Source organism: Streptomyces koelreuteriae, from assembly GCF_018604545.1.
GTDB classification, from domain to species: domain Bacteria; phylum Actinomycetota; class Actinomycetes; order Streptomycetales; family Streptomycetaceae; genus Streptomyces; species Streptomyces koelreuteriae.
The window spans coordinates 2,575,051-2,599,614 of record NZ_CP075896.1 but is presented as its reverse complement, the minus strand read 5'-3'; the positions used below and the strand labels follow the sequence as shown (position 1 = coordinate 2,599,614).

At 70.5% G+C, this 24,564-nt stretch carries 25 protein-coding genes and 2 pseudogenes; 16 read left to right on the top strand and 11 right to left on the bottom strand.

Annotation, left to right across the window (positions count from 1 at the left end):
• The first annotated feature begins 65 nt into the window (after window positions 1-65).
• Both KJK29_RS11320 and KJK29_RS11315 read left to right on the top strand, forming a co-directional pair.
• Window positions 66-1,277, top strand: coding sequence for a family 2 encapsulin nanocompartment cargo protein polyprenyl transferase (locus KJK29_RS11320; RefSeq protein ID WP_215118586.1), 1,212 nt, complete (start codon window positions 66-68; stop codon window positions 1,275-1,277).
• 393 nt (window positions 1,278-1,670) lie between these two features.
• Window positions 1,671-2,285, top strand: a complete 615-nt coding sequence (locus KJK29_RS11315) for a GNAT family N-acetyltransferase (protein ID WP_215118585.1) — start codon at window positions 1,671-1,673, stop codon at window positions 2,283-2,285.
• A gap of 82 nt (window positions 2,286-2,367) precedes the next feature.
• On the opposite strand, the pseudogene KJK29_RS11310 reads toward KJK29_RS11315, so the two are convergent.
• Window positions 2,368-2,502 (bottom strand): annotated as a pseudogene (locus KJK29_RS11310) (TetR/AcrR family transcriptional regulator); the annotation flags it as partial.
• A 159-nt stretch (window positions 2,503-2,661) separates the two neighbouring features.
• Here KJK29_RS11310 and KJK29_RS11305 point away from each other — a divergent pair.
• The 5 genes from KJK29_RS11305 to KJK29_RS11290 all read left to right on the top strand — a co-directional run bounded on the left by KJK29_RS11305 (window position 2,662) and on the right by KJK29_RS11290 (window position 5,599).
• Window positions 2,662-3,246: a dihydrofolate reductase family protein gene (locus KJK29_RS11305; RefSeq protein WP_215118584.1), complete on the top strand. Its 585-nt coding sequence runs from the start codon at window positions 2,662-2,664 to the stop codon at window positions 3,244-3,246.
• 26 nt (window positions 3,247-3,272) lie between these two features.
• A complete protein-coding gene (locus KJK29_RS39360) occupies window positions 3,273-3,596 on the top strand; it encodes a hypothetical protein (RefSeq protein ID WP_370869130.1) in 324 nt (107 codons plus the stop codon).
• Window positions 3,597-3,680: 84 nt separating this feature from the next.
• Window positions 3,681-4,094 carry a YciI family protein gene (locus KJK29_RS11300; protein WP_215118583.1) on the top strand — a complete coding sequence of 138 codons (414 nt, stop codon included), beginning with the start codon at window positions 3,681-3,683 and terminating at the stop codon, window positions 4,092-4,094.
• Between the two features lie 34 nt (window positions 4,095-4,128).
• Window positions 4,129-5,349 (top strand): RNA polymerase sigma factor, encoded by a 1,221-nt coding sequence (locus KJK29_RS11295; RefSeq protein WP_215118582.1) that lies wholly within the window; start codon window positions 4,129-4,131, stop codon window positions 5,347-5,349.
• Window positions 5,350-5,359: 10 nt separating this feature from the next.
• The gene (locus KJK29_RS11290) at window positions 5,360-5,599 is read left to right on the top strand and encodes a hypothetical protein (protein WP_215118581.1); all 240 of its coding nucleotides are present in this window, start codon (window positions 5,360-5,362) and stop codon (window positions 5,597-5,599) included.
• On the opposite strand, the gene KJK29_RS11285 is transcribed toward KJK29_RS11290, so the two are convergent.
• Complete coding sequence (locus tag KJK29_RS11285; protein ID WP_215118580.1) at window positions 5,596-6,330, bottom strand: VOC family protein; 735 nt, start codon at window positions 6,328-6,330, stop codon at window positions 5,596-5,598. The two genes, KJK29_RS11290 and KJK29_RS11285, sit on opposite strands and share 4 nt — an antisense overlap.
• 105 nt (window positions 6,331-6,435) lie before the next feature.
• Between KJK29_RS11285 and KJK29_RS11280 the strand changes: the two genes are divergently transcribed.
• Window positions 6,436-7,590: an inorganic phosphate transporter gene (locus tag KJK29_RS11280; RefSeq protein WP_215118579.1), complete on the top strand. Its 1,155-nt coding sequence runs from the start codon at window positions 6,436-6,438 to the stop codon at window positions 7,588-7,590.
• 16 nt (window positions 7,591-7,606) lie between these two features.
• Window positions 7,607-7,840 carry a hypothetical protein gene (locus tag KJK29_RS11275; protein ID WP_215118578.1) on the top strand — a complete coding sequence of 78 codons (234 nt, stop codon included), beginning with the start codon at window positions 7,607-7,609 and terminating at the stop codon, window positions 7,838-7,840.
• An 84-nt stretch (window positions 7,841-7,924) separates the two neighbouring features.
• Here KJK29_RS11275 and sodN read toward each other — a convergent pair whose 3' ends face one another.
• Window positions 7,925-8,320: a superoxide dismutase, Ni gene (gene sodN / locus KJK29_RS11270; RefSeq protein ID WP_030928916.1), complete on the bottom strand. Its 396-nt coding sequence runs from the start codon at window positions 8,318-8,320 to the stop codon at window positions 7,925-7,927.
• A gap of 144 nt (window positions 8,321-8,464) precedes the next feature.
• Here sodN and sodX point away from each other — a divergent pair.
• Window positions 8,465-8,716, top strand: a pseudogene (sodX, locus tag KJK29_RS38795) (nickel-type superoxide dismutase maturation protease); the annotation flags it as partial.
• Window positions 8,717-8,781: 65 nt separating this feature from the next.
• Here the strand turns inward: sodX and KJK29_RS11260 are convergent.
• Window positions 8,782-9,438, bottom strand: a complete 657-nt coding sequence (locus KJK29_RS11260) for a CGNR zinc finger domain-containing protein (RefSeq protein WP_251057761.1) — start codon at window positions 9,436-9,438, stop codon at window positions 8,782-8,784.
• A gap of 89 nt (window positions 9,439-9,527) precedes the next feature.
• Between KJK29_RS11260 and KJK29_RS11255 the strand changes: the two genes are divergently transcribed.
• On the top strand, window positions 9,528-10,298 hold the full coding sequence (locus KJK29_RS11255; protein WP_215118576.1) for a class I SAM-dependent methyltransferase: 771 nt from the start codon (window positions 9,528-9,530) through the stop codon (window positions 10,296-10,298).
• Window positions 10,299-10,363: 65 nt separating this feature from the next.
• Here KJK29_RS11255 and KJK29_RS11250 read toward each other — a convergent pair whose 3' ends face one another.
• The 3 genes from KJK29_RS11250 to KJK29_RS11240 are packed head-to-tail and all read right to left on the bottom strand — an operon-like array spanning window position 10,364 to window position 13,049.
• Complete coding sequence (locus KJK29_RS11250; protein ID WP_285439950.1) at window positions 10,364-11,125, bottom strand: amino acid ABC transporter ATP-binding protein; 762 nt, start codon at window positions 11,123-11,125, stop codon at window positions 10,364-10,366.
• Complete coding sequence (locus tag KJK29_RS11245; RefSeq protein WP_215118575.1) at window positions 11,122-12,063, bottom strand: amino acid ABC transporter permease; 942 nt, start codon at window positions 12,061-12,063, stop codon at window positions 11,122-11,124. The genes KJK29_RS11250 and KJK29_RS11245 overlap by 4 nt, the downstream gene beginning before the upstream one ends.
• 32 nt (window positions 12,064-12,095) lie before the next feature.
• Window positions 12,096-13,049 (bottom strand): ABC transporter substrate-binding protein, encoded by a 954-nt coding sequence (locus tag KJK29_RS11240; RefSeq protein ID WP_215118574.1) that lies wholly within the window; start codon window positions 13,047-13,049, stop codon window positions 12,096-12,098.
• Between the two features lie 594 nt (window positions 13,050-13,643).
• Here KJK29_RS11240 and KJK29_RS11235 point away from each other — a divergent pair.
• The 4 genes from KJK29_RS11235 to KJK29_RS11220 all read left to right on the top strand — a co-directional run bounded on the left by KJK29_RS11235 (window position 13,644) and on the right by KJK29_RS11220 (window position 17,238).
• The gene (locus tag KJK29_RS11235; protein WP_215118573.1) at window positions 13,644-14,876 is read left to right on the top strand and encodes an NAD(P)-dependent malic enzyme; all 1,233 of its coding nucleotides are present in this window, start codon (window positions 13,644-13,646) and stop codon (window positions 14,874-14,876) included.
• Window positions 14,877-15,397: 521 nt separating this feature from the next.
• Window positions 15,398-16,363, top strand: a complete 966-nt coding sequence (locus tag KJK29_RS11230) for a zinc-binding dehydrogenase (RefSeq protein ID WP_215118572.1) — start codon at window positions 15,398-15,400, stop codon at window positions 16,361-16,363.
• Between the two features lie 102 nt (window positions 16,364-16,465).
• Window positions 16,466-16,675: an HTH domain-containing protein gene (locus KJK29_RS11225; protein WP_004925761.1), complete on the top strand. Its 210-nt coding sequence runs from the start codon at window positions 16,466-16,468 to the stop codon at window positions 16,673-16,675.
• Window positions 16,675-17,238 carry a Clp protease N-terminal domain-containing protein gene (locus KJK29_RS11220; RefSeq protein WP_215118571.1) on the top strand — a complete coding sequence of 188 codons (564 nt, stop codon included), beginning with the start codon at window positions 16,675-16,677 and terminating at the stop codon, window positions 17,236-17,238. Before KJK29_RS11225 ends, KJK29_RS11220 begins: the two co-directional genes overlap by 1 nt.
• Window positions 17,239-17,259: 21 nt before the next feature.
• On the opposite strand, the gene KJK29_RS11215 is transcribed toward KJK29_RS11220, so the two are convergent.
• Window positions 17,260-18,351, bottom strand: coding sequence for a PadR family transcriptional regulator (locus KJK29_RS11215; RefSeq protein WP_215118570.1), 1,092 nt, complete (start codon window positions 18,349-18,351; stop codon window positions 17,260-17,262).
• A 1-nt stretch (window position 18,352) separates the two neighbouring features.
• Window positions 18,353-19,321, bottom strand: coding sequence for a DUF4097 family beta strand repeat-containing protein (locus tag KJK29_RS11210; protein WP_215118569.1), 969 nt, complete (start codon window positions 19,319-19,321; stop codon window positions 18,353-18,355).
• A 148-nt stretch (window positions 19,322-19,469) separates the two neighbouring features.
• Here KJK29_RS11210 and KJK29_RS11205 point away from each other — a divergent pair, with 148 nt between their 5' ends.
• A complete protein-coding gene (locus tag KJK29_RS11205) occupies window positions 19,470-20,309 on the top strand; it encodes a hypothetical protein (protein WP_215118568.1) in 840 nt (279 codons plus the stop codon).
• 33 nt (window positions 20,310-20,342) lie between these two features.
• Here the strand turns inward: KJK29_RS11205 and KJK29_RS11200 are convergent, their stop codons facing one another.
• The gene (locus tag KJK29_RS11200) at window positions 20,343-20,522 is read right to left on the bottom strand and encodes a DUF6104 family protein (protein WP_003992906.1); all 180 of its coding nucleotides are present in this window, start codon (window positions 20,520-20,522) and stop codon (window positions 20,343-20,345) included.
• A gap of 86 nt (window positions 20,523-20,608) precedes the next feature.
• A complete protein-coding gene (locus KJK29_RS11195; protein WP_215118567.1) occupies window positions 20,609-24,433 on the bottom strand; it encodes a multifunctional oxoglutarate decarboxylase/oxoglutarate dehydrogenase thiamine pyrophosphate-binding subunit/dihydrolipoyllysine-residue succinyltransferase subunit in 3,825 nt (1,274 codons plus the stop codon).
• Window positions 24,434-24,564: the final 131 nt, after the last annotated feature.

The window sequence follows — 24,564 nt, the reverse complement described above, 5'->3', positions numbered from 1 at the left end:
CCCTGGGGGTACGCGCCCAGCGGCAGCGGAAGCGCCACCGTCCGCTCATACTCCGAGGCGGTCCCATGGGTGAGTCCCTTACGGAGTTCAGGACGGAGGCGACGCTGCCCGCCCCTGGTGAGCAGCGAGCCGCCCGTGATGAGCAGCGTGCCGCCCCGGGTGAGCAGCGAGGTGCCGAGCTTCGGGGCGCGGCCGGAGTGCCGGAAAGGCGGGGGTCCATCGGGACGCAGCGGGACGGCCGGCCCGTACCGGCCGAGGGGCACGAGGCGGTCATGCTCCTGGAGCGGGCCCGGGCGGAGGTCGACCCGGTGCTGCGGGCCGCGCTCGACTCGCTGCCCGGGCCGATGCGCCGGATCGCGCTCTACCACTTCGGCTGGGAGGAGGCGGACGGAACACCGTCCGAGGGCGGCTCGGGCAAGGCGATCCGCCCCGCGCTCGTCCTGGCCGCGGCGTCCGCTCTCGGGGGGCCCGAGGCACGGGCGGGGGCGGTCCGGGCGGCCGCGGCGGTGGAGCTTGTCCACAACTTCACGTTGTTGCACGACGACGTGATGGACCGGGATGCCACCCGTCGGCACCGGCCCACCGCGTGGACCGTGTTCGGAGACGCCGACGCGATCCTCGGCGGGGACGCGCTGCAGGCGCTCGCCCTGCGACTGCTGGCGACGGATCCGCACCCGGCGGCCCGGGCCGCGGCGGTCCGGCTCGCGGACTGCGTGGTCGAACTGTGCGCGGGGCAGCACGCGGACACGGCCATGGAGCGGTGCGACCCCGGCGACGTCACCCTCGAGGAGGTGCTCGCCATGGCGAAGGCCAAGACGGGCGCACTGCTGGGGAGTGCCTGTGCGATCGGGGGCCTGTACGCGGGCGCCGGGGACGGGGATGTGGCGGCGCTGGACGCGTTCGGCCGTGAGGCCGGGCTCGCCTTCCAGCTCATCGACGACGTCATCGGTATATGGGGCGACCCGCACCGCACCGGCAAGCCCGTCGGTGCGGACCTGGCCGCCCGCAAGAAGTCACTGCCGGTCGTCGCGGCCTTCACCTCCGGTACGCCGGCGGCCGCCGAGCTGGCCGAACTGTACGCACGGCCTTGCGAGAAGGAGGACCTGGACCACATCGCCCTGACCGTGGAGCGCGCGGGTGGCCGTGACTGGGCGCAGGGCCAGGCGGCCGACCGGATGGCGCGGGCGATGCAGCAGCTAGCGCGCGCGGTGCCGGATCCGGAGGCGGCGGGCGGTCTGCTGGCCCTCGCCGAGTTCGTGACACGGCGCAGTAGTTGATGTTCGGTGACCCTTGACGGCCCGCGGTGGTTGACGGCTTTGGCGGTCGACCGCCGGCAGTGGTCGACCGTCGGCAGCGGTCGACGGCCGACAGTCGGTCTGCCGGATGCAGGGGCCGGCGGCCTGCAGCACAGCATGACCCTTCGGGCGACCGAAGGCAGGACCCCGGAGCGTCGGGGCCGTGCGGCTCCTGACCCCGCACGGCTTGCGGCCTCCGGTCGGCGGGTCCCGCACTGCCCCACGGTGTGCGGGGCCCGCCCCTTCTCACGCATCACACGACCGAGTTTGGACAGACGTTCGACTGGATTCCGCCAAGCTGCCGCCCCGCCTGCCCCGGACGGCCCTCAACCCCCTTACGATCAACGCCCGTCGGGACGATCGAAGGGGCGGGGCATGGGCGTGGCGATCCGTACGGCGGGCGAGGCGGACCGGGAGACGGTCGTCCGGCTGCTGGACGAGGCGTTCCAGGACGACCCCGTGAGCGGTTGGGTCTTCCCCGGTGCGGAGGACCGTCGTGAACGCCACCCCGGGCTGATGGCCGCCTTCACCGACATCGTGCTCGAGGCGGGGCGTATCGACGTCACCGAGGACGGCTCGGCCTGCGCGCTCTGGCTGTCCATGCCGGCCGACGACCATGACGGTGACCCCGAGGACGACGACGGTCCGGCCCAGGTGCGGGCGGCCGTCGACCCGGACAACGAGCGCATCGAGCTGATCGGCCGGCTGACCGCCGCCATCCATCCCTCGGGGCGGGCCCACGAGTACCTGTGGATGATCGGTGTCGCCCCCGGCCGTCAGGGCGAGGGGCTCGGCACCGCGCTCATCGAGTCGGTCCTCGATCGTTGCGACCGCGAGGGGCTGTCCGCCTATCTGGAGGCCAGCAGCGCGCGCAGTCGCACGTTGTACGAGCGCCTCGGCTTCGAGGTCGCCGGTCAGGTCCTCGACCTCCCGGACGGCCCGGCCATGTGGCCGATGTGGCGGGAGCCGCGCACGGGCGCGGGCTCTTAGGGCCTGCCTTCGCGATCCCGATGGCCGGCTTCGACCCGACCTTGATTTCCCGGTCTGGCCCGGCCTTGGTCCTGCCCAGGCCCTACCCCTGCTCCCGCACCCCGGGCAGTACGCCCTCCAGGACGCCCGGCAGGGGCAGGTGCTCCAAGAGCAGTCCGAGCATGGCCAGATAGGGCACGGTGACGGACTCGTCGCCGCCGGGCAGTCCGGCACCTCGACACCGGCGTCGACGAGCACGGCCCGGCGCCCGGGATTGCCGGCCATGCGGAGTTACTTCTCCCACTTTCGACGGCTCGCGAAAATCACCTTGCAACCACTACAGGGGGAGTACTATAACTGAAGTTATTCAACCGGCGGCCTACGAAAAGAGACCGGCTTGCGAAAGCTCACGTACTTCATCGCCTGTTCCATCGACGGCTTCATCGGGGACCCGGACGGCGACGCGACAGCGATGATGCGTTTCCTCGACGAGGAGTTCCTCGGCTTCCTGACGTCGGAGTATCCGGAGACCGTGGCGACCCACGGCCGCCGGGCCCTCGGTATCGACGACCTGCCGAACCGGCGGTTCGACACCGTCGTTCAGGGCCGGGGCAGCTACGACCTCGCCCTGGCGGAGGGCATCACCAGCCCCTACGCGCACCTGCGCGAGTACGTCGCCTCCGGCACGCTGAAGGAGTCGCCCGACCCGAACGTCGAGATCATCGCGGAAGACCTGGTGGGCAAGGTCCGGGACCTGAAGGCCGAGGACGGCGAGCTCGGCATCTACCTGTGCGGCGGATCGAAGGTCGCGGGCGAGCTGCTCGACGAGATCGACGAGGTCGTGATCAAGACCTACCCGCTGGTGTACGGCTCGGGCATGCCCATGTTCGGGGAAGCGTTCGCGATCTCGGAGTTCGCCCTGGAGTCCGTGCGTACGTTCGGCAACGGCGTGCTGGTGCGCTCGTACAGCAGGAAGCGCTGAGCCCCCGACCGTCCTACTCTGAGGGCATGGGCAGAGACGAACACGTCTGTCCGACCTGCGGACAGCCAGTCGAAACAGTCGTCCGGCGCCACAAGACGCTGGGCGCATGGGTCCCCCTGTGGGTGGCGGGCCCCTGCCACAACCCCCGGTGCGGGGTCCAGGACGCGGAGGGCGCGGACAGCGGCCCCGCCGCCGAGGACACGCGGCCCGCCGGGGAAGCACGGCCCGAAGCGGCCCCCCGGCCCGCCGATGACACCGCCCCACCCGCGACGACCCCACCCGCGACGACCCCAACCGCCACGACTCCACCCGCGACGACCCCCGGAGAAACCGTCTCGGAAAGCTCCTGAGCTCGTGTCGAGAATCCCGGCCCGGCTCCGACGTCCCCTGTGAGAGCCGCCCGGAAGGGTGGTGAGAGCCGAAGGAGCGGACTGATGAAGTACCTGGTCATGGTGCAGGGCACACAGGCGGACTACGAGGCCATGCGCGGCAAGGCGTCAGCGGAATCGCCCGCCTGGAACGAGGACGAGCTGCAGGCGATGTTCGCCTACATGGGGGCCATCAACGACGATCTCTCCGAGACCGGCGAGTTCGTCGACGGGCAGGGCCTGGCCGAGCCGGCGCAGACCCGGCATGTCACCCTCGGTGACGACGGCAAGGCCGTGATCACCGACGGCCCGTACAGCGAGACCAAGGAGCTGCTGGCCGGCTACTGGGTCCTGGAGTGCGAGAGCCTGGAGCGGGTCACGGAGATCGCCGACCGCATCTCCCGCTGCCCCCAGCCGGCCGGTGCCCCCGACTACCCGGTCGTGATCCGCCCGATCATGGACGGCAGCGGGGACATCTGACGAGCCGGCCCGTGCGAGGCCGACGGACCCGCCGGTGAGGAACACACCCGAGGTCGAGGACCTGCTGCGCCGGAACGCGCCGCAGGTCCTCGGCGCGCTGGTCAGACGGTACGGGCACTTCGACGCCGCCGAGGACGCCGTACAGGAGGCGCTGCTCGCGGCGGCCGGGCAGTGGCCTGAAGCGGGCGTGCCCGGCAATCCGCGCGGCTGGCTGATCAAGGTGGCCTCGCGGCGGCTGACCGACGCCCTGCGCAGTGAGGAGGCCCGGCGACAGCGCGAGGAACGGGCGGCGGCGCTCACGCCCCGCGACGCCTTCACCGCCCCGCCGCCGGGGGAGCGGGCTCCCCGTGAGGACGACACCCTCTCGCTGCTCATCCTGTGCTGCCATCCGGACCTCACCCCGTCCGCCCAGATCGCGCTCACGCTGCGTGCCGTCGGCGGTCTGACCACGGCGGAGATCGCCCGTGCGTATCTGGTCCCGGAGGCGACGATGGCGCAGCGCATCAGCCGGGCCAAGCAGAGGGTGCGGGGCGTGCGCTTCGGCCGCCCGGACCGCTGGGAGCAGCGGCTGCCGTCCGTTCTGCAGACCCTCTATCTGATCTTCAATGAGGGCTACACCGCCACTTCAGGCACGGCCCTGCAGCGCCCCGACCTGGCGGGCGAGGCCGTACGGCTGACCCGTACGGTCCACCGGCTGCTCCCCGACGACCGCGAGGTGGCCGGGCTGCTCGCGCTGCTGCTGCTCACCGACGCCCGGCGCGATGAGCGCACCGGACCGGGCGGGGAGCTGATCCCCCTCGACGAGCAGGACCGCGACCGCTGGGACAAGGCTGCCATCGAGGAGGGTGTCGCGCTGGTGACCCGGGCGCTGTCCCGGGGCAGGCCCGGGCCGTACCAACTGCGGGCCGCGATCGCCGCCGTGCACGACGAGGCGCCTTCGCCCGAGGCGACGGACTGGGCCGAGATCCTGGGCCTGTACGACGTCCTCGTCGACCTGCTCCCCGGGCCGGTCGAACGCCTCAACCGCGCGGTGGCCGTCGCGATGGTCCACGGCCCGCGCGCCGGCCTGGCCGAACTGGACGCGTTGCCGGGCACGTTGAAAGGCCACCGCCTGGACGCCGTACGCGCGCACCTCCTTGAACGCGCGGGCGAGCCCGAAGCCGCCCGGGTCGCCTACGAGTCGGCGGCCGCCCAGACCCTCAGCCTGCCCGAGCAGCGCTATCTCCAGGCGCGGGCGGCGCGGTTGAGGGACTAGCGTGTCAGGCATGGGCATGACGGGGGAGGGGCGTCGCGGGGTGTGGCGCTGGGTGGTCATCGTGTGGGCGCTTGCCGTGGTCGTCGCGGGTGGGCTGACCTTGTGGATGCAGGACTCGACGGAGCCTCAGGGGCCGTACGTCTGGGAAGAGGCGAATCCCGACGAGATGCCGAGCCTGCCGCCCTGCCCGACGCCGGAGGGCGTCGCCGATGTGGCGTGCGCGTACGCGTCGTATGCGGAGGCCGACTAGCGGCGCCGCCCGCCCGTCTCCGGATCCCGGGTCGTCAGGCAGTACGTGCCGCCCGCCGGGTCGCGCATCACCGACCAGCCGGAGCGGTCGGCCACGTGTACGGCCCCGAGTTTCTCGTGCCACGCCCGGGTGGCGCCGACGTCCGTACAAGCGAGGTCGAAGTGGGCGGAGGCCGGGCGCTCCTCGCCGAGGCGTTGCAGAAGCAGCCGGACGGGCAGGCCGGGAGGCGGCTCGACCACATGGAACTCCGGGAGCGCGCCGGGACGCGACACCCAGCCGTCCAGCAGGCCGCTCCAGAAGGCGACTTCGGCGTCGTACGACGACGGCGGTACGTCCAGGCACACCTGGTCGAGCCGGCTGCCGCGCACCACACCCGGGCGCGACGACTGGCCGCGCCACGGGTCCCCGCAGAACAACTGCCCGCCGGGCGAACGCAGCACGACGAGCGACCCGAGGTCCAACACCACGCTCGCCCCGAGCCGCACCGCCGAGTCCCTGAACCCCGCCACGTCGTCCACGCAGAAGTCGAGATGCGCCCCGCCGTCCCCCGACCGCACCGCCTGGGCCTTGACGTAGGCGTCGGCGCCGTCGGGGAGCAGGGTCACGAACTCGGAGTGCTGCCCGCGGAGTTCGGAAAGTCGCGTGTCCGTGACGGCCGTCCAGAAGTCACATGCGGTCCCGAAGGTCTCGCGAGGCCGGTCGGCGAAGGCGTATGTCCAGCGGATCCTCATGGGCGCGATCGTAGAGGGGTCCCGTCACGGCCACCTGCGTGAACCTTGACCAGCCTTTGCCTCGCCGTTCCCCGCGCATGGGGCCGCGCTTGTTTGCATTCAGGAATGGACCACATCACGTTCCTCGTGGCGGTCGTCATCGTCACGGCGCTCGCCTTCGACTTCACCAACGGATTCCACGACACGGCGAACGCGATGGCCACGTCCATCGCCACCGGCGCGCTGGCTCCCCGTACTGCGGTCCTGATCAGCGGTGTCCTCAATGTCGCCGGTGCCTTTCTCTCCACCGAGGTGGCCAGAACCATCTCGGGCGGCATCGTGGACGACACCCTCGTCAGCCCGGGGATGATCTTCGCGGGACTGGTCGGGGCGATCCTGTGGAACCTGCTGACCTGGCTCGTCGGACTGCCGTCGAGCTCCTCGCACGCCCTGTTCGGCGGGCTCATCGGGGCCGTGTGGGTCGGGGCGGGCAGCCACGGCGTCAACTTCGACAAGGTCGTCGAGAAGGTGCTCGTCCCGGCGGTGGCCTCGCCGCTCGTGGCCGGTGTCGCCGCGCTGATCGCCACCTACCTCGCCTACCGGCTCACCGACCGCGCCCGCAAGGAGTCCGTCACCAAGGGCTTCCGGATCGGCCAGATCGCCTCCGCCTCGCTGGTCTCCCTCGCCCACGGCACGAACGACGCGCAGAAGACCATGGGCGTCATCACCCTCACCCTCATCTCGGCCGGCGCGCTCGGCCACGACGCCGGCCCGCCCCTGTGGGTCATCGCCTCCGCCGGCCTCGCCATCGGCCTCGGCACCTACCTCGGCGGCTGGCGGATCATCCGCACCATGGGCAAGGGCCTCACCGAGATCCAGTCCCCGCAGGGCTTCGCCGCCGAGACCGCCTCCACCACCGTCATCCTCACCTCCGCCCACCTCGGCTTCGCCCTGTCCACCACCCAGGTCGCCTCGGGCAGCATCCTCGGCGCGGGGCTCGGCCGCAGGCTCGCGGAGGTCCGCTGGGGCGTCGCGGGCCGGATGGTGATCGCCTGGATGGTCACCCTGCCCGCCGCCGCGCTGGTCGGGGGCCTGGCCGCGAGCGTCGTCCAGAACGGCGGCGACCTCGGTACGGCGGTCGTCGCACTGGTCGGCGCGGCCCTGGCCGCGGGCATCGTGGCCGTCTCGCGCCGCAACCCGGTACACGCGCACAACGTCAACGACGCGCACGAGGTCAGCATCCGCACCGAGCCGCCCGCCAAGGTCGGCACGGCAGCCTGAACGACGGGGAGTCGACATGCATCTGGACTGGACCGCGCTCGGCCAGGTCGCCGCGGTGAGCGTCGGCGCCACCGTCGCCGTGGTCGTCCTGTTCGCCTTCGGCGTCCTCGGCCTCGCGCGCCTGGAGGGCGCCCGCGAACAACCGGGCGGCACCCCCGCCCTCGGACTCACCCAGGCCGCCCTGTGCTTCCTCACCTGCGCGGCGGTGGTGGCGTACGGGATCTCACTGATCGTGCCTCAGTTCCACTGACCCACGGCTACGAGTGACCCGTACGTACGACGAAGGGGCCCGACCGGTACACCCGGCAGGGCCCCTTCGCGTGGCCCATGGACTTCAGGCCTTCTTGGTCTCCCAGAAGATCTTGTCGATCTGGGCGATGTAGTCCAGAGCCTTCTGGCCGGTCGCCGGGTCGGTCGAGCCCTTGGCGGCCGAGAGGGCCTTGAGGGCGTCGTTGACCAGCTGGTGCAGCTCCGGGTACTTCTCGAAGTGCGGGGGCTTGAAGTAGTCGCTCCAGAGCACGGACACGTGGTGCTTGGCGAGCTCCGCGCGCTGCTCCTTGATGACGGTGGCGCGCGCCTGGAAGTGCGGGTCGTCGTTTCCGGCCATCTTCTCCTGGACAGCCTTGACCGACTCCGCCTCGATGCGGGCCTGGGCAGGGTCGTACACACCGCAGGGCAGGTCGCAGTGAGCGCTGACCTTGACCTTGGGGGCAAACAGGCGGGAAAGCATGGAGCATTCCTCCCTCGTGATCGTCTTCTCACAGGGGACATTACTCCGTGGCGGACGGGTTTTCGCGAGTGCCCCCGTGGGCTTAGGACGAAAGTCCGGGGTGAGACTGAGACTGGTGGAGAAGAACCGGGGAGGTGCCGGGTGATGCCGGAGCTGTCGCAGGAGTCCGAGCGGGGGAGGTCGGCCGCGCCCTTCGGCGTCGCCGAGGTGACCGGGCCGTCCATGGTGCCCACGCTGTACCACGGGGACCTGCTCCTGGTGCACTACGGGACCCGGGTCAGGCCCGGTGACGTCGTCGTACTGCGGCATCCCTTCCAGCAGGACCTGCTCGTGGTGAAGCGGGTCGCCCAGCGGCGTGAGAGCGGCTGGTGGGTGCTCGGGGACAACGCGTACGCAGGTGGTGACAGCACCGACTACGGCGTCGTGCCGGACGACCTGGTGCTGGGGCGGGTCCGCTTCCGCTACCGGCCGCGCGGGACCGGGCGTTCGCCGTGGGCGCTGCTCGGCTGGGTGTTGTCGGCCGCCAGGCCCGTCTTCTCCGACAGGTCGGGCAGGGCGGCCTCGCGGCGTTTGCGGGCGCGGTAGGCCGCCACGTTGGCGCGGGTCGCGCAGCGGTCGGAGCAGTAGCGCCGGGAGCGGTTCGTGGAGGTGTCCAGGTAGGCGTTGCGACAGGGCGCGGCCTCGCACAGGCCGAGCCGGTCCACGCCGTACTCGGTCAGATGGAACGCCAGGCCCATCGCCGCGATCGCCGCGTAGCCGGCAGTGGCGTTGGACGGGTGGTCCGCCAGATGCATGTGCCACAGGGGGCGGCCGTCGTCGTCGCGGAAGTCGTGCCCGGAGATCTGCGGGCTCACCGGGAACTCCAGGAGGAGGGAGTTCAGCAGGTCGACGGCCAGGGTCTCGTCGCCGGTGTCGGCCGCCTCGAAGACCGCGCGCAGCCGGGCCCGGATCGAGCGGAACCGCGTCACGTCCGAGTCGGTGGCGCGACGGGCCGCCGACTGGCTGGCGCCGAACAGGTCGCGGACGGCCTCGACCGACGTCAGCGTGTCCTTGCCCCGGACCGGTTCCTCGGTGTTGACGAGGCGCACGGCATAGTCCGAGTAATAGGCCAGTTCCACTTGTAGTCCTTACGGAGGGGCTTTATTGTCGTGAGCGCGCACTTGTAACAGCTGATGGTGCTTCCAGGGTATTACGAGGGAGGGGCTCGATGACGGACTCCGACACCACGACGGCCACCACCGACTGGCGTGCCTGGCAGGAGAGCTGGGACCGGCAGCAGGAGTGGTACCTGCCCGACCGCGAGCAGCGGTTCGAGATCATGCTCGACATGGTCGAGGCCCTGGTGGGCACCGCCCCGCGCGTGCTCGACCTCGCCTGCGGCACGGGCAGCATCACCGCCCGGCTGCTCGCCCGGTTCCCCGACGCCACCAGCACCGGCGTCGACCTCGACCCGGCGCTCCTCGCCATCGCCGAGGGCACCTTCGCGGACGACGACCGGGTCGGCCTCGTCACCGCCGACCTCAAGGACCCCGACTGGCCGGCGAGGCTGCCGTACGACGCGTACGACGCCGTCCTGACCGCGACGGCCCTGCACTGGCTGCACCGGGAACCCCTCGCGAACCTCTACGGCCAGGTCGCGGGAGTCGTCCGCGACGGCGGTGTCTTCATGAACGCGGATCACATGATCGACGAGTCGACGCCCCGGATCAACGCGGCCGAGAGCGCGCTGCGGCACGCCCGTATGGATCAGGCCAAGCGGGACGGCGTCCTCGACTGGTCCGAATGGTGGCAGCTCGCCGCCAAGGACCCGGTTCTCGCCGAGCCCACGGCCCGGCGCTACGAGATCTACGGCGAACACGCCGACGGTGACATGCCCTCGGCTGCCTGGCACGCGCGCGTGCTGCGCGAGAAGGGGTTCGGCGAGGCCAGGCCGGTGTGGTGCTCGCCCTCGGACACCCTGCTGCTCGCCCTGAAGTAACCGGACGCGGACCACGCGAAGGGGGCGGTACGGAGATCCGTACCGCCCCCTCGGTGTGCGTTTCCTCAGAGCACCTTGGACAGGAACGACTTCGTCCGCTCGTGCTGCGGGTTGGTCAGCACCTCGCGCGGGTGACCGGATTCGACCACCACACCGCCGTCCATGAAGACCAGGCTGTCGCCCACCTCGCGGGCGAAGCCCATCTCGTGGGTGACGACGATCATCGTCATGCCCGACTCGGCGAGGTCGCGCATGACGTCCAGGACGTCACCGACCAGCTCCGGGTCGAGCGCCGAGGTCGGCTCGTCGAACAGCATCAGCTTCGGGTCCATGGCGAGGGCCCGGGCGATGGCGACACGCTGCTGCTGGCCGCCGGAGAGCTGGGAGGGGTAGTTGCCCGCCTTGTCGGCCAGGCCCACCCGGTCCAGCAGCTCTTGGGCGCGGCTGCGGGCCTGGCTCCTGCTCACGCCCTTGACCTGGACCGGTGCCTCCATGACGTTCTCGACGGCCGTCATGTGCGGGAACAGGTTGAAGCGCTGGAAGACCATGCCGATGTCCCGGCGCTTGACCGCGACCTCGCTGTCCTTGAGCTCGTAGAGCTTGTCGCCCTTCTGGCGGTAGCCGACCAGCTCACCGTCCACGTACAGACGGCCGGCGTTGATCTTCTCCAGGTGGTTGATGCACCTCAGGAAGGTCGACTTGCCGGAGCCGGAGGGGCCGATGAGGCAGAACACCTCGCCGGACTTCACCTCCAGGTCGATGCCCTTGAGGACTTCAACGGGGCCGAAGGACTTGTGGACGCCCTCGGCCTTGACCATGGCGGTCATGCGGTGCCTCCCTTCGGCTTGGAGCGGCTGGACAGGGACAGCACGTTCGCCTTGATCTTCTGGAAGGGGGTGGCCGGGAGCGACCGGCTCGAACCACGCGCGTAGTAGCGCTCCAGGTAGTACTGGCCCACGCTGAAGATCGAGGTCAGCAGCAGGTACCAGGCCGCCGCCAGGAACAGCATCTCGGCGGGGGCGCCGGAGGTCTGTCCGATGTCCTGGGCGGCGCGGAGCAGCTCGGGATACTGGACGACCGAGACCAGCGAGGTCGTCTTCAGCATGTTGATGACCTCGTTGCCCGTCGGCGGCACGATCACGCGCATCGCCTGCGGGATGACGATCCGGCGCAGCGTCTTGGTGTGGCTCATGCCGAGCGCGTGCGACGCCTCCGTCTGGCCCTCGTCGACCGAGAGCAGACCGGCACGGCAGATCTCCGCCATGTAGGCCGCCTCGTTGAGGCCGAGGCCCAGCAGTGCCGTCAGGAACGGGGTCATGAAGTCCGACCACTCGTCCTTGTAGAACGGCCCGAGGTTGATGTACTCGAAGACCAGGCCCAGGTTGAACCAGACGATGAGCTGGACCAGGACCGGGGTGCCGCGGAAGAACCAGATGTAGAACCACGCGATCGACGAGGTCACCGGGTTCTTCGACAGGCGCATCACGGCCAGCAGGACGCCGCCGATGATGCCGATCGCCATGGACAGGACGGTCAGCAGGAGCGTCTTGCCCACGCCGTCCAGGATGCGGTCGTCGAAGAAGTAGTCCGGGATCGCGTCCCAGTTGATCTTGCCCTGGGAGAACGCGTAGACGATGCCGCCCAGCAGGGCGAGGGCGACGACGGCGGAGACGTACCGCCCGTAGTGCCGGACCGGGATGGCCTTGATGGCCTCCGGCCCGGCCGGGGGCGTGTCGGCCGGCGTCTTGTCGATGTCAACAGTCACGGGTGTTGCCTTTCAGTGCCGCTGGGGCGCGGTCACTTGCCGCCGTTGATGGTGGCTTCGTCGATGGAGCCGTCCGTGACGCCCCACTTCTTCATGATCTTCTCGTACTCACCGTTGTCGATGATCGCGTCCAGCGCGGCCTTGAGCGCGTCACGCAGCTCCGTCTGGTTCTTGGCGACCGCGATGCCGTACGGAGCGGCCTCGACCTGCTCGCCGACCAGCTGGAAGTCCTTGCCGCCGCCCGAGGTCTTTACCGCGTACGCGGCGACCGGGAAGTCGGACGAACCGGCGGCCGCGCCGCCCGCGCGCAGACGGGTCTGGGCCTGCTGGTCGTTGTCGAAGGGCTCGATGGCGATCTTCTTGCCGGCCGGGCACTTCTTCGACTCCGCCTTGGCGAGGTCCTCGGAGACCGTGCCGCGCTGCAGCACGATCTTCTTGCCGCACAGGTCGGACCAGGTCTTGATGCCCTGGTCATCGCCCTTCTTGGTGTAGATCGAGACACCGGCGGTGAAGTAGTCGACGAAGTCGACGCCCTCACCGACCTTCTTGCCGGTGTCGGAGTCGATGCCCTCCTGGCGGTCCTTGGTGTCGGTCATCGCGGACATGGCGATGTCGTACCGCTTGGAGCGCAGGCCCGTGATCAGCGTGTCGAAGGTGCCGTTCTCGAACTCGAAGTCGACCCCGAGCTGCTTGCCCATGGCGGCGGCGAGGTCCGGGTCGATACCGACCGTCTTGCCCGCGTTGTCCTTGAACTCGACCGGGGCGTAGGCGATGTCCGAACCGACCTTGATGACGCCCTTGTCACGGATGGACTTCGGCAGCTTGTCGGCGAGCGGGGCCGAGGCCGCCGTGTCGCTGTCCGAGCCGTTGTCCTGGGTCTGGTCACCGCATCCGGTGAGCAGCAGCGCGCCTGCGACCGCGATCGCACCGACCGCTGCTAGCCGGGAGTGCGCGGCGGTCGTACGACGGGTGGAGCTTGCGGTCATGGTGGGTTCCTCCGGCGGATGGGTGGAGTTGCCGATGGGGCCGGCGTCTGCTGGTACAGCAGTGCCATAGGTCGACGAGAGCACACGCCTTCGAGTGTCGCGACCTCGTGTGATTACGGCATCTTGCCATTCGGACTGCGGCATTCTGGGCGCCATCCATGTCAAAATCGGATAACGGGCGACCCCCGAACCGCACCACTCCGGTACATCACGGCCGGACCTTCTGTTGGAATCTTTCCTTCCGGCCGGAAGATCTTCGGCGAATCCCGGGATTTCGGTACGGGGGCCGTGGGCTTCGCCGACGCTTGAGCGGTTGCCGCTGGTTTGTCCAGACCTTGTCCCGGTTTTGGGCGAAGAGTCGGAGCGCGTGCATGTGACCTTCGCGTTATGGACTCGTCGTCGATGCCGTCCGTCCGGTAAGAAGGGTCTTTACACCCCTCATCCGGGGCTCAGGGCGCGTGTGCGGCGCGCCCGTCGCGTATGTGCCCGTACGAAACTCGTACACAGCACGACCATGGCCGTACGCGGTGCCCGCCCACCCCTCACCAGGAGTGGCCACCCTCAAACCAATGAAGATTTAAGGGGTAAAACGAAGTGGCAGCGGAGATCGTCAATCCTCGCAGCGGAAGCACGACGGACCATACGGGTCACGAGGGCGGTGCGGAGCCCCTCGACTCCTTCGACCCGGCGTTCGCGTTGCATCGCGGCGGCAAGATGGCCGTGCAGGCCACGGTGCCGGTCCGTGACAAGGACGACCTGTCCCTGGCGTACACGCCCGGGGTCGCGAAGGTGTGCAGCGCGATCGCGGAGCAGCCGGACCTCGTCCACGATTACACGTGGAAGTCCTCGGTCGTCGCCGTCGTGACGGACGGTACGGCCGTGCTCGGACTCGGTGACATCGGGCCCGAGGCCTCCCTCCCGGTGATGGAGGGCAAGGCGATCCTGTTCAAGCAGTTCGGGGGCGTGGACGCGGTTCCGATCGCGCTGAACTGCACGGACGTCGACGAGATCGTCGAGACCGTGGTGCGGCTCGCGCCCTCGTTCGGCGGGGTCAACCTGGAGGACATCTCGGCGCCCCGGTGCTTCGAGATCGAGCGGAAGCTGCAGGAGCGGCTGGACATTCCCGTCTTCCACGACGACCAGCACGGTACGGCCGTGGTGACGCTGGCGGCCCTGCGGAACGCTGCGCGGCTGAGCCAGCGGTCGCTGGGGGAGCTGCGGGCGGTCATCTCGGGCGCCGGTGCGGCCGGTGTCGCCATCGCGCGGATGCTGGTCGAGGCCGGGATCGGGGATGTCGCGGTCGCCGACCGCAAGGGTGTCGTGTCGGCGGACCGGGACGACCTCACGGCGGTGAAGCAGGAGCTGGCCGGGTTCACGAACAAGGCGGGGATCAGCGGGCCGCTGGAGGCCGCGCTGGACGGGGCCGATGTGTTCATCGGGGTGTCCGGGGGGACGGTGCCGGAGGCGGCGGTCGCCTCCATGGCCAAGGGTGCGTTTGTGTTCGCCATGGCGAACCCGAACCCCGAGGTGCATCCCGAGGTCGCGCACAAGTACGCGTCCGTGGTGGCTACCGGGCGGTCGGACTTCCCCAACCAGATCAACAACGTGCTGGCGTTTCCGGGGATCTTCGCGGGGGCGCTGCAGGTGCGGGCCTCTCGGATCACGGAGGGGATGAAGCTGGCGGCTGCCGAGGCGCTGGCGTCGGTGGTCGGGGACGATCTCGCCGCCGACTACGTCATTCCGTCGCCGTTCGACGAGCGGGTCGCGCCGGCGGTTACGGCGGCTGTGGCTGCGGCTGCGCGGGCTGAGGGTGTGGCTCGGCGCTGACGTGACGTGACGTTGCGGTGATGTGGCCCCGTCCGGGTTGGGCGGGGTCATTTCTTTTGCTGGTGCGGCTGTTTGGGTGGTGGGGGTGCCTGCGGCGCCTGTGCGGGTAGCGCCATCTCGCCGGTGGTGGGTCGGGGCCGCGCCGGGGGGTGTCCGTCCTCGGAACGGCGCGATGGGGTCAGACGCCGACTAGCTGTTCGTTGACGCGCCAACCGCTGCGGGCGGACACCCCCCGACACGTCCCCTTCTCGCCGTACGCGGGTGCGGGCGCGTCCCGGCTGAGCTGCCGTCCGGCCGTCGCCGCGGGCCCGCACCCGCCGCCTAGCCGCGGGCCCGCCCTGCCGCCGCCGCTGCGGGCATGCGTGCCGCTAGGGGCGGCACGGGTGGGCGCGGCGGCACCCCGCTGCGCCGGGTTGCGGACCTACCCGGCACCGGCATCAACGTGGTGCGTCTGGCAAGAGGGTGTGTCTCACATGTGGCGGTGGTTCCAACGGTTGGGTGGGGAACTTATCGTCAAGGTCATGTTCGCTGTCTATGCCGCCCGAATCGACCGCGACCAGCCGCTGACCGGCCTGGAGTTGGGAGAGCGTCCGGCTCCCGAGGCCCGGCCCGGCTGGAGTACCGTCACGGTCAAGGCCGCCTCCCTCAACCACCATGACCTGTGGTCCCTGCGCGGCGTCGGCCTCGCAGAGGACAAGCTGCCGATGATCCTCGGCTGTGACGCCGCCGGTGTCGACGAGGACGGCAACGAGGTCGTCCTGCATTCCGTGATCGGACAGACCGGGCACGGGGTGGGGCCGAACGAGCCCCGTTCCATCCTCACCGAGCGGTATCAGGGCACGTTCGCGGAGCAGGTCGCCGTGCCGACCTGGAACATCCTGCCCAAGCCCAAGGAGCTCTCCTTCGAGGAGGCCGCTTGTCTGCCGACGGCGTGGCTGACCGCGTATCGGATGCTGTTCACCAACGCGGGGGTCCGGCCCGGCGACTCCGTGCTGGTGCAGGGGGCCGGTGGCGGTGTCGCCACGGCCGCCATCGTGCTGGGGAAGGCTGCGGGGCTGCGGGTCTTCGCCACCAGCCGGGACGAGGCCAAGCGGAAGCGGGCCGTGGAGCTGGGGGCCGTGGAGGCGGTGGAGGCCGGGGCGCGGCTGCCGCAGCGGGTCGACGCGGTGATCGAGACGGTCGGGGCGGCGACATGGTCGCACTCCGTGAAGTCGCTGAAGCCCGGGGGCGCGCTGGTGATCTCCGGTGCGACGAGTGGTGACCGGCCGTCGCACGCCGAGCTGACCCGGATCTTCTTCCTCGAGCTCAAGGTCGTCGGCTCCACGATGGGGACCAAGGACGAGCTGGAGGATCTGCTCGCCTTCTGTGCCGCCACCGGTGTGCGGCCCGTGATCGACGAGGTGCTGCCCATGGACCGTGCGCGTGAGGGCTTCGAGCGGCTGGCTTCGGGTGAGCAGTTCGGGAAGGTCGTGCTGACGAACTCCTGAGGTGCTTCGTGCGGGGCGTTGGCGGTCGGTCCGGGACGGGCCGGCCGTTTTCGTTTGTCAACTGGGGTTGACGAGTGTTGGGTGTCAACGTAGGTTGACGGTATGACCGAAGCAACGGATCTGGCCGAGCGCGCGGGTGACCGTGATCCACGGGTCGGCTTGCGGGCCGTCGCCGCGCTGCGCAGGCTGCTGGAGCAGTTGGAAGCCGTACAGGTGCGCAATGCGCGCAATCAGGGCTGGTCGTGGCAGGAGATCGCCGCCGAACTCGGTGTGAGCAGGCAGGCCGTGCACAAGAAGTACGGGAGGCATTGATGTTCGAGCGGTTCACGAAAGACGCCCGGGGTGTGGTGAAGAGCGCCTTCGCGTACGTGGAGGGTGGTGACGGGCAGAGTGTGGAGCCGGAGCATCTGCTGCTGGCGCTGCTCGACCGGGAGGGCAGTCGCGGGTCCTTCGCGCTGACCGCTCTCGGGCTGGGGGAGCGGCGGGAGTCCGTGCGTCAGGCGCTGCGTCAGGCGCGGCGGCGGGCCGGGCTTTCGCAGGCGGATACGGATGCGCTCGCCGGGCTGGGGATCGATGTGGCGGAGATCGTCGCCCGGGTGGAGGAGGTGCACGGGGTCGGCGCACTGTCCGGTGACCACGGCGACAAGGGGTGGTGGTCCGGGCGGGCCTCGTTCGGGCGGGGTGCCAAGGGCGTTCTGGAGCACTCCTTGCGCGTCGCTCTCGCCCAGCGGGACCGGCATATCGGTGATGAGCACATCCTGCTGGCCCTGACCATGCGCCCCGGCGTGCCGGCCGAGGTCCTCGCCGACCACGGGGTGACGTACGAGTCCCTGGTGCGGGTGCTGTACGGCGGTGGCGAGGCCAAGGCCGGGTGACGGGGCTTCCCTGCCGGCCGCCTACTTCTTCGGCGAGCGCAGCAGTGCTCCCAGGTGGGCCGCCGCTGTCGACAGGTGGTGGCGGGCGTCGCGGAGTTGGTCGGAGGTGACGCCGTGGTCGCGGGCCGCGTCGCGGATGTCGTCCCGGAAGCGGTCGAGCAGGCGGTCCAGGTCGCGGGCCGGGTCGCCGGTGGAGTCCGCCGCGTCCTCGTGGGCCCAGGCCGGTTCGTAGGCGGCCGGGAAGTCCGCGGGGGGCTGGGATGAGGGGGGCTGGGATGACGGGGACGGCTCGGGGGCCGGCCGCTGGGTGTCGGCCCCCGAGCCGGTGCCCGTCCAGTCGAAGCCGAAGTCCTTGCCGTAGCCCTTTCCGAACTCGCCGACCTCCTTCACCAGTTCGCTCAAGCCCTCGCGCAGGCCCGTCGGCCAGTCGCCCCGGGTGAAGTGGTCCTGCACCTGCTCCTGGACCTTGCGGGCGATGTGCTGCACCTGCTCCTGGGCCTGGGCCCGGGCCTGCTCCTGGGCCTCCTTGGCCTGGCGGCGGGCGCGCTGGGCGTCCTCGCGGGCGCGGCGGCTCTCGTCCTTGGCGCGGCGGGCCTGTTCCTTCCACTCCTGCCGGGCGCGCCGCATCTCCTCCTTGGCGACGCGCCAGGCCTCCTTGTCGCCGTAGGCCGTGAAGTCCCCGAAGGGGGTGTCCTGCGCGCCGGAGGTCTTGCCGCCGTTGCCGCGGCGGGCCTCGGTCGCCGCCGCGCGCATCTCGCGGCGCAGGTCGCCCGCGGCTCCGCGCACATCGGCCTGGATCTCGGCGGCCAGCTCGGCGACCGACTCCCGGATCTCCAGTTCCAGATCGGCCAGTTCGCCGCTGCGGTCGGCCAGTTCGGCCCGGCCGGCGTCCGTGATCGAGTAGACCTTGCGGCCGCCCTCGGTGGTGTGGGTGACCAGGCCCTCGGTCTCCAGCTTGGCCAGGCGCGGGTAGACCGTGCCCGCCGAGGGTGCGTACAGCCCCTGGAAGCGCTCCTCGAGGAGGCGGATCACCTCGTAGCCGTGGCGGGGGGCCTCGTCCAGCAGCTTCAGCAGGTAGAGGCGGAGGCGGCCGTGGGCGAAGACGGGGGGCATGTCAGAGCACCTTCTTGTCGGTCGTGCCGTCGGCCGGGACGCCGGTGGCGCCCTCGCCCCGGCCGGAGACGGAATTGTCTCCCGAGTCGCCCTGCGGGCCGGCCGGCGGGTCCGTCGGCGAGCCGCTCGTGCCGGGGTGCGTCTCCCAGGGCTCCTCCTCGTCCTCTCCGGCCGGGCGGCGCAGCAGGGCGATCGAGCCGGAGACGGTGGTGGCCCGCAGCGTGCCGTTGCCCGCGCCGAGACGGCCTGTGATCTTGTGGGCGCCCCACTGGCCGTGTACCCGCAGACCGTCGAAGGTGTTGGAGATCGCTCCGCTCGCGGTGTTGGCCTCGACCTCCGCGTCCGCCGGGTAGGGCAGGCGGATCGCGATCTCGCCCGAGACGCTGGTCAGCCGCACATCGGTGGGGCCGTCCGGGTCGAGGTCGATGATCATGGAGCCGCTGACCGATTCGGCCCGCACGGAGGGGCCGGAGCCCTCGACCACCGTGAGGTCGCCGGAGACGGAGTTGAACCGGAGGTCACCGGTCACGTCCTGGGCCTCCAGGCTGCCGGAGACCGTGTCGGCGCGGACCGGGCCGGAGAGCCCCACCAGGGTCGTGTCGCCCGTGACGCCCTTCACCACCGACGGTCCCTGGATCCCGGAGACCACGGCGGCCGCGCCGACCACCCCCACCTCCACCCGGGTGGAGGCCGGGACCGCCAGGGAGACCACCGCGCTGCGACGCCAGCCCTTGCGGTCCAGCCACTTGAGGAAGCCCTTCCAGGGCAGGTCCTCGTAGGCCACGGTGAGGGTGCCGTCCTCCTGGGTCACCACCAGGGGTGGGCCCTCGATCTCGGAGATCTCCAGGCGGGCGGAACCTTCGTCGGTGCCCACCACGTTCACCGTTCCGTTGACGAGTCGCACATGCAGATCGCTCACGGGCTCGTCGAAGGTGAGCTTCTTCGGTTCCGCGACGGACCACTCGGACATGGTGCAGACCTCCCCGACTCAACGCGCCATATCGCGTCTTCTCGTATTCACGATATATCGTGGACAAGGAAAGTCAAGGCACTCGTTCTGGGGATGGCAGGGCGGGCAAAAGTGTTCAAAGGTGAGCGATTCGCCCTAGCGTGTGACCATGTCGACGGAAGCTGGCCGTACCGGTCCCGAGGGTTCCGCCCCTGGCGCGCTGCTGCTGTGCCGGGCGGTGCCCGGGGCCGTCGCTCCCGTCGCCCACCTGCTGCGTGAGCCCATGCAGGTCGTCCGCGCGGGCGATGAATGGAGCGTGCTCGTCCCGGAGGGCGGGCCCTGGCGGGACGGCGGCGAGCCCGTCGACCGGGTGATCAGCGGCTGGGCCACGGCCCTCGCCGTCGGGGCGCCCTGGCCCGTGCTCGCCCTGTGGTGGGACGCCGACCACGCGGGTTTCCTGCTGGCGTCCGGTTTCCGCCGCCCGGTCGGCTTCGTCTGGCTCGCGAGCGGCGTCCCGGTGGGGGAGGACGAGGCGATGCGCACCTTCGCCGCGCGCGTGGGCCTCGATCCCGTCCTGGACGTCCAGGCCCTCGAGCGACTGGCGAAGGCCGACACCGCCGCCGACGCCCGCGCCCGGCTGCGCGGCCTGCTGGCGGTCCTTGCGCGCGTGGGCGTCTCGCCGCCTCCCGAACTCGCCCTCGGCGAGCCCGCCGACCGCCTCCGGGCAGCCGCCGCGCTCCTGCCGGACAGCCTCCCGGTCGCATGGCCGGGCGGGCGCGAGGCCGTCGGCGAACGCCGCGCGGCTGCTCACAGCCGCCTCGGCCCCTGGATGCCCTGGACCGGCGACCCCAGGGCCCGCGCCCTGGCACTCGCTCAGGTGGCGGCGGGCGTACCGCTCCTGGCCTGGGCGCTACGGCGGCGCAGCGGGGGCTGGGCCGCGGCCGGAGGGCTGCTTCTGGCCAACGGCACGCTGGGACTGGCGTACGGCCTCATGTATCCACGCGACTGACACCCTGAAAGGCCGCCCGGAGCCGGCGGATCCCTACTCGTCGTCCTCGTCGTCCAGCCGTGCCAGCCAGGTCGCCAGGCGCTCCACCGGCACCTCGAAGTCGGGGTTCAGGTCGACGAACGTCCGCAGTTGCTCGGCGAGCCACTCGAAGGTGACCTCCTCCTCGCCGCGCCGCTTCTCCAGTTCCTCGATGCCACGGTCCGTGAAGTACATGCCGTCAAGGATAGGTGCGCACACACGGCCGGGCCGCACCCCCGTAGCGGGGATGCGGCCCGGTCACATGCGACGCGCGAGGGTGCTTACGCCTCGAACACCTCACGCACCAACTGCTCCTGCTCGGCCTGGTGCCGCTTCGCGGAACCGACCGCCGGGGACGAGCTGTGCGGGCGCGAGATGCGGCGCAGGCGCTCGCCGTGCGGGACGTCGGCGCCGACCGCCAGGTCCAGGTGGTCGATCAGGTTGAGCGCGATGAACGGCCAGGCACCCTGGTTCGCCGGCTCCTCCTGGGCCCACAGGTACTTCTCGGCGTTCGGGTACTTCTTGATCTCCGCCTGGAGCTCGGCACCCGGCAGCGGGTACAGGCGCTCGATGCGGATGATCGCCGTGTCCGTGACGCCGCGCTTCTGACGCTCGGCCTCCAGGTCGTAGTAGACCTTGCCGGCGCAGAAGACGACCTTCTTGACCGCGGCCGGGTCGACCGACGCGTCGCCGATGACCGGCTGGAACTGGCCCGTCGTGAACTCCTCCGCCTGAGCCGCCGCCGCCTTCAGGCGCAGCATCGACTTCGGCGTGAAGACCACCAGCGGCTTGTGGTGCGGGTTGTGCACCTGCCACCGCAGGAGGTGGAAGTAGTTCGACGGCGACGTCGGCGTGGCGACCGTCATGTTGTTCTGGGCGCACATCTGGAGGAAGCGCTCTGGGCGGGCCGAGGAGTGGTCCGGGCCCTGGCCCTCGTAGCCGTGCGGCAGGAGCAGGACGACGCCGGACGTCTGGGCCCACTTCTGCTCGGCCGACGAGATGAACTCGTCCACGACCGTCTGGGCGCCGTTGACGAAGTCGCCGAACTGCGCCTCCCACATCACGAGCGCCTCGGGGCGGGCCAGCGAGTAGCCGTACTCGAAGCCCATCGCCGCGTACTCGGAGAGGAGGGAGTTGTAGACGTTCAGCCGCGCCTGGTCCTCGGAGAGGTACTGCAGCGGCGTGTACTCCTCGCCGGTGCTGCGGTCGATGATGACCGCGTGGCGCTGGCCGAACGTACCGCGCTGCGAGTCCTGGCCCGCCAGGCGGACCGGGACGCCCTCCAGCAGGAGGGAGCCGATGGCGAGGGTCTCGCCCATGCCCCAGTCGATGGTGCCGTCCTCGACCATCGCCGCCCGGCGCTGCAGCTGCGGCAGCAGACGCGGGTGGACGGTGATGTGGTCGGGGATGTTGACCTGGGACTCGGCGATCCGCTTGACGACCTCCGAGGTGACCGCGGTGTTCACGGCGACCGGGAACTCGGCCTGCGGGTCGCTGGGCTCCGCGGCGGCCGGCTGCGAGGTGGCCTCGCGGACCTCCGTGAAGACCTTCTCGAGCTGGCCCTGGTAGTCCTGCAGCGCCTGCTCGGCCTCTTCCAGGGTGATGTCGCCGCGACCGATGAGGGACTCGGTGTAGAGCTTGCGCACCGAGCGCTTCTTGTCGATCAGGTCGTACATCAGCGGCTGGGTGAAGGCCGGGTTGTCCGACTCGTTGTGACCGCGGCGGCGGTAGCAGATGAGGTCGATCACCACGTCCTTGTTGAACGCCTGGCGGAACTCGAAGGCCAGCCGCGCGACGCGCACGACGGCCTCGGGGTCGTCGCCGTTCACATGGAAGATCGGGGCCTCGATCATGCGGGCCACGTCCGTCGCGTACATGGAGGAACGCGAGGACTCGGGGGCCGCGGTGAAGCCGACCTGGTTGTTGATGACGATGTGGACCGTGCCGCCGGTGCGGTAGCCGCGCAGCTGCGACATGTTCAGGGTCTCGGCCACCACGCCCTGGCCCGCGAAGGCCGCGTCGCCGTGGATCGCCACCGGCAGGACCGTGAAGTCGGTGCCGCCCTTGTTGATGATGTCCTGCTTGGCGCGCGAGACGCCCTCCAGGACCGGGTCCACCGCCTCCAGGTGCGAGGGGTTGGCGGTGAGCGAGACCTTGATCTGCTCGCCGTCCAGGCCGGTGAAGGTGCCCTCGGCGCCCAGGTGGTACTTCACGTCGCCGGAGCCGTGCATCGACTTCGGGTCGAGGTTGCCCTCGAACTCGCGGAAGATCTGCGCGTACGACTTGCCGACGATGTTCGCCAGGACGTTCAGCCGGCCGCGGTGGGCCATGCCGACGACGACCTCGTCGAGACGGGACTCCGCCGCGCTGTCGAGGACCGCGTCCAGCAGCGGGATGACGGACTCGCCGCCCTCCAGGGAGAACCGCTTCTGGCCGACGTACTTCGTCTGCAGGAAGGTCTCGAAGGCCTCGGCGGCGTTCAGCCGGCGCAGGATGCGCAGCTGCTCCTCGCGCTCCGGCTTGGTGTGCGCGCGCTCGATCCGGTCCTGGATCCACCGGCGCTGCTTCGGGTCCTGGATGTGCATGAACTCGACGCCGGTGGTGCGGCAGTACGAGTCGCGCAGCACACCGAGGATGTCGCGCAGCTTCATCAGGGACTTGCCGGAGAAGCCGCCGACGGCGAACTCGCGCTCCAGGTCCCACAGGGTGAGCCCGTGCTCGGTGATGTCGAGGTCGGGGTGCTTGCGCTGCTGGTACTCCAGCGGGTCGGTGTCGGCCATGACGTGGCCGCGGACCCGGTAGGAGTGGATCAGCTCGAAGACGCGGGCGGCCTTCGTGACGTCGTCGTCGTGGCTGGCGTCGATGTCCTTGAGCCAGCGGACCGGCTCGTAGGGGATGCGCAGCGCCTCGAAGATGTCGTCGTAGAAGCCGTTCTCACCGAGGAGGAGGTTCGCGACGATCCGCAGGAACTCGCCGGAGGCGGCGCCCTGGATGACCCGGTGGTCGTAGGTCGACGTGAGCGTCATGACCTTCGAGATGCCGAGCTTGTTCAGGGTGTCCTGGGACGTGCCCTGGAACTCCGCCGGGTAGTCCATGGAGCCGACGCCCATGATCACCGACTGGCCGGGCATCAGCCGCGGCACGGAGTGGACGGTGCCGAGGCCGCCGGGGTTGGTCAGGGAGACCGTCACGCCGGTGAAGTCGTCCATGCCGAGCTTGCCGTCGCGAGCACGGCGGACGATGTCCTCGTAGGCCTGCCAGAACTCGAAGAAGTTCAGCGTCTCGGCCTTCTTGATGCCCGCGACCACGAGCTGGCGGTCGCCGTTGGGCTTGACCAGGTCGATGGCGAGGCCGAAGTTGACGTGCTCCGGCTTGACCAGGGTCGGCTTGCCGTCCTTCTCCACGAAGGAGTAGTTCATCGACGGCATGGCCTTGATGGCCTGCACCATCGCGTAGCCGATCAGGTGCGTGAAGGAGATCTTCCCGCCCCGGGCGCGCTTCAGGTGGTTGTTGATGACGATGCGGTTGTCGAAGAGCAGCTTCACCGGGACGGCGCGCACGGACGTGGCCGTGGGCACCTCCAGCGAGGCGTTCATGTTCTTCGCGACGGCGGCGGCGGGGCCGCGCAGCACGACCTGCTCGGGGCCCGAGGGGGCCTCGGCGGCGGGCTCGGCCTTCGGCTTCGCGGCGGCCGGCTTGGCGGGGGCCGGAGCGGCCTTCGCCGGGGCGGCGGTCTGGGCCGGGGCCTGCGCGGCGGGCTTCGCCTGGGCCGGAGCCGAGGGAGCCGGCGCGGCGGCGGGCTTCTCGGCCGCCGGGGCGGGGGCCGCGGCCTGTGCGGGGGCGGCCTGGGCCGCAGGCTGTGCGGTGGTGGTGCCCGCGGCCCCCGCGGCCGCGGTACCCGCCGGAGCCGAGGCGGCGGCCGCCCCTGGCTTGTAGTCGGCGAAGAAGTCCCACCAGGCTCGGTCTACCGAGTTCGGGTCCTGGAGGTACTGCTGATAGATCTCGTCGACGAGCCACTCGTTGGCACCGAACGACGCGGCAGGGTTCTTCCCCGCTTGGTCGGTGTCGGTCGAGATGCTCGAGTTACTGGGGGACTGTGGCGACACGGCGGCAACCGCCCTCTTCCGCTTCACAAGATGATGGACAGCGGGAATCAAGGCTACGCCTCCCGGACCGTGAAGGTCAGGCCGGGCCCGTTCAACGTCACGCAAGTCACACTTTGAAGAGTGTTTCAGGG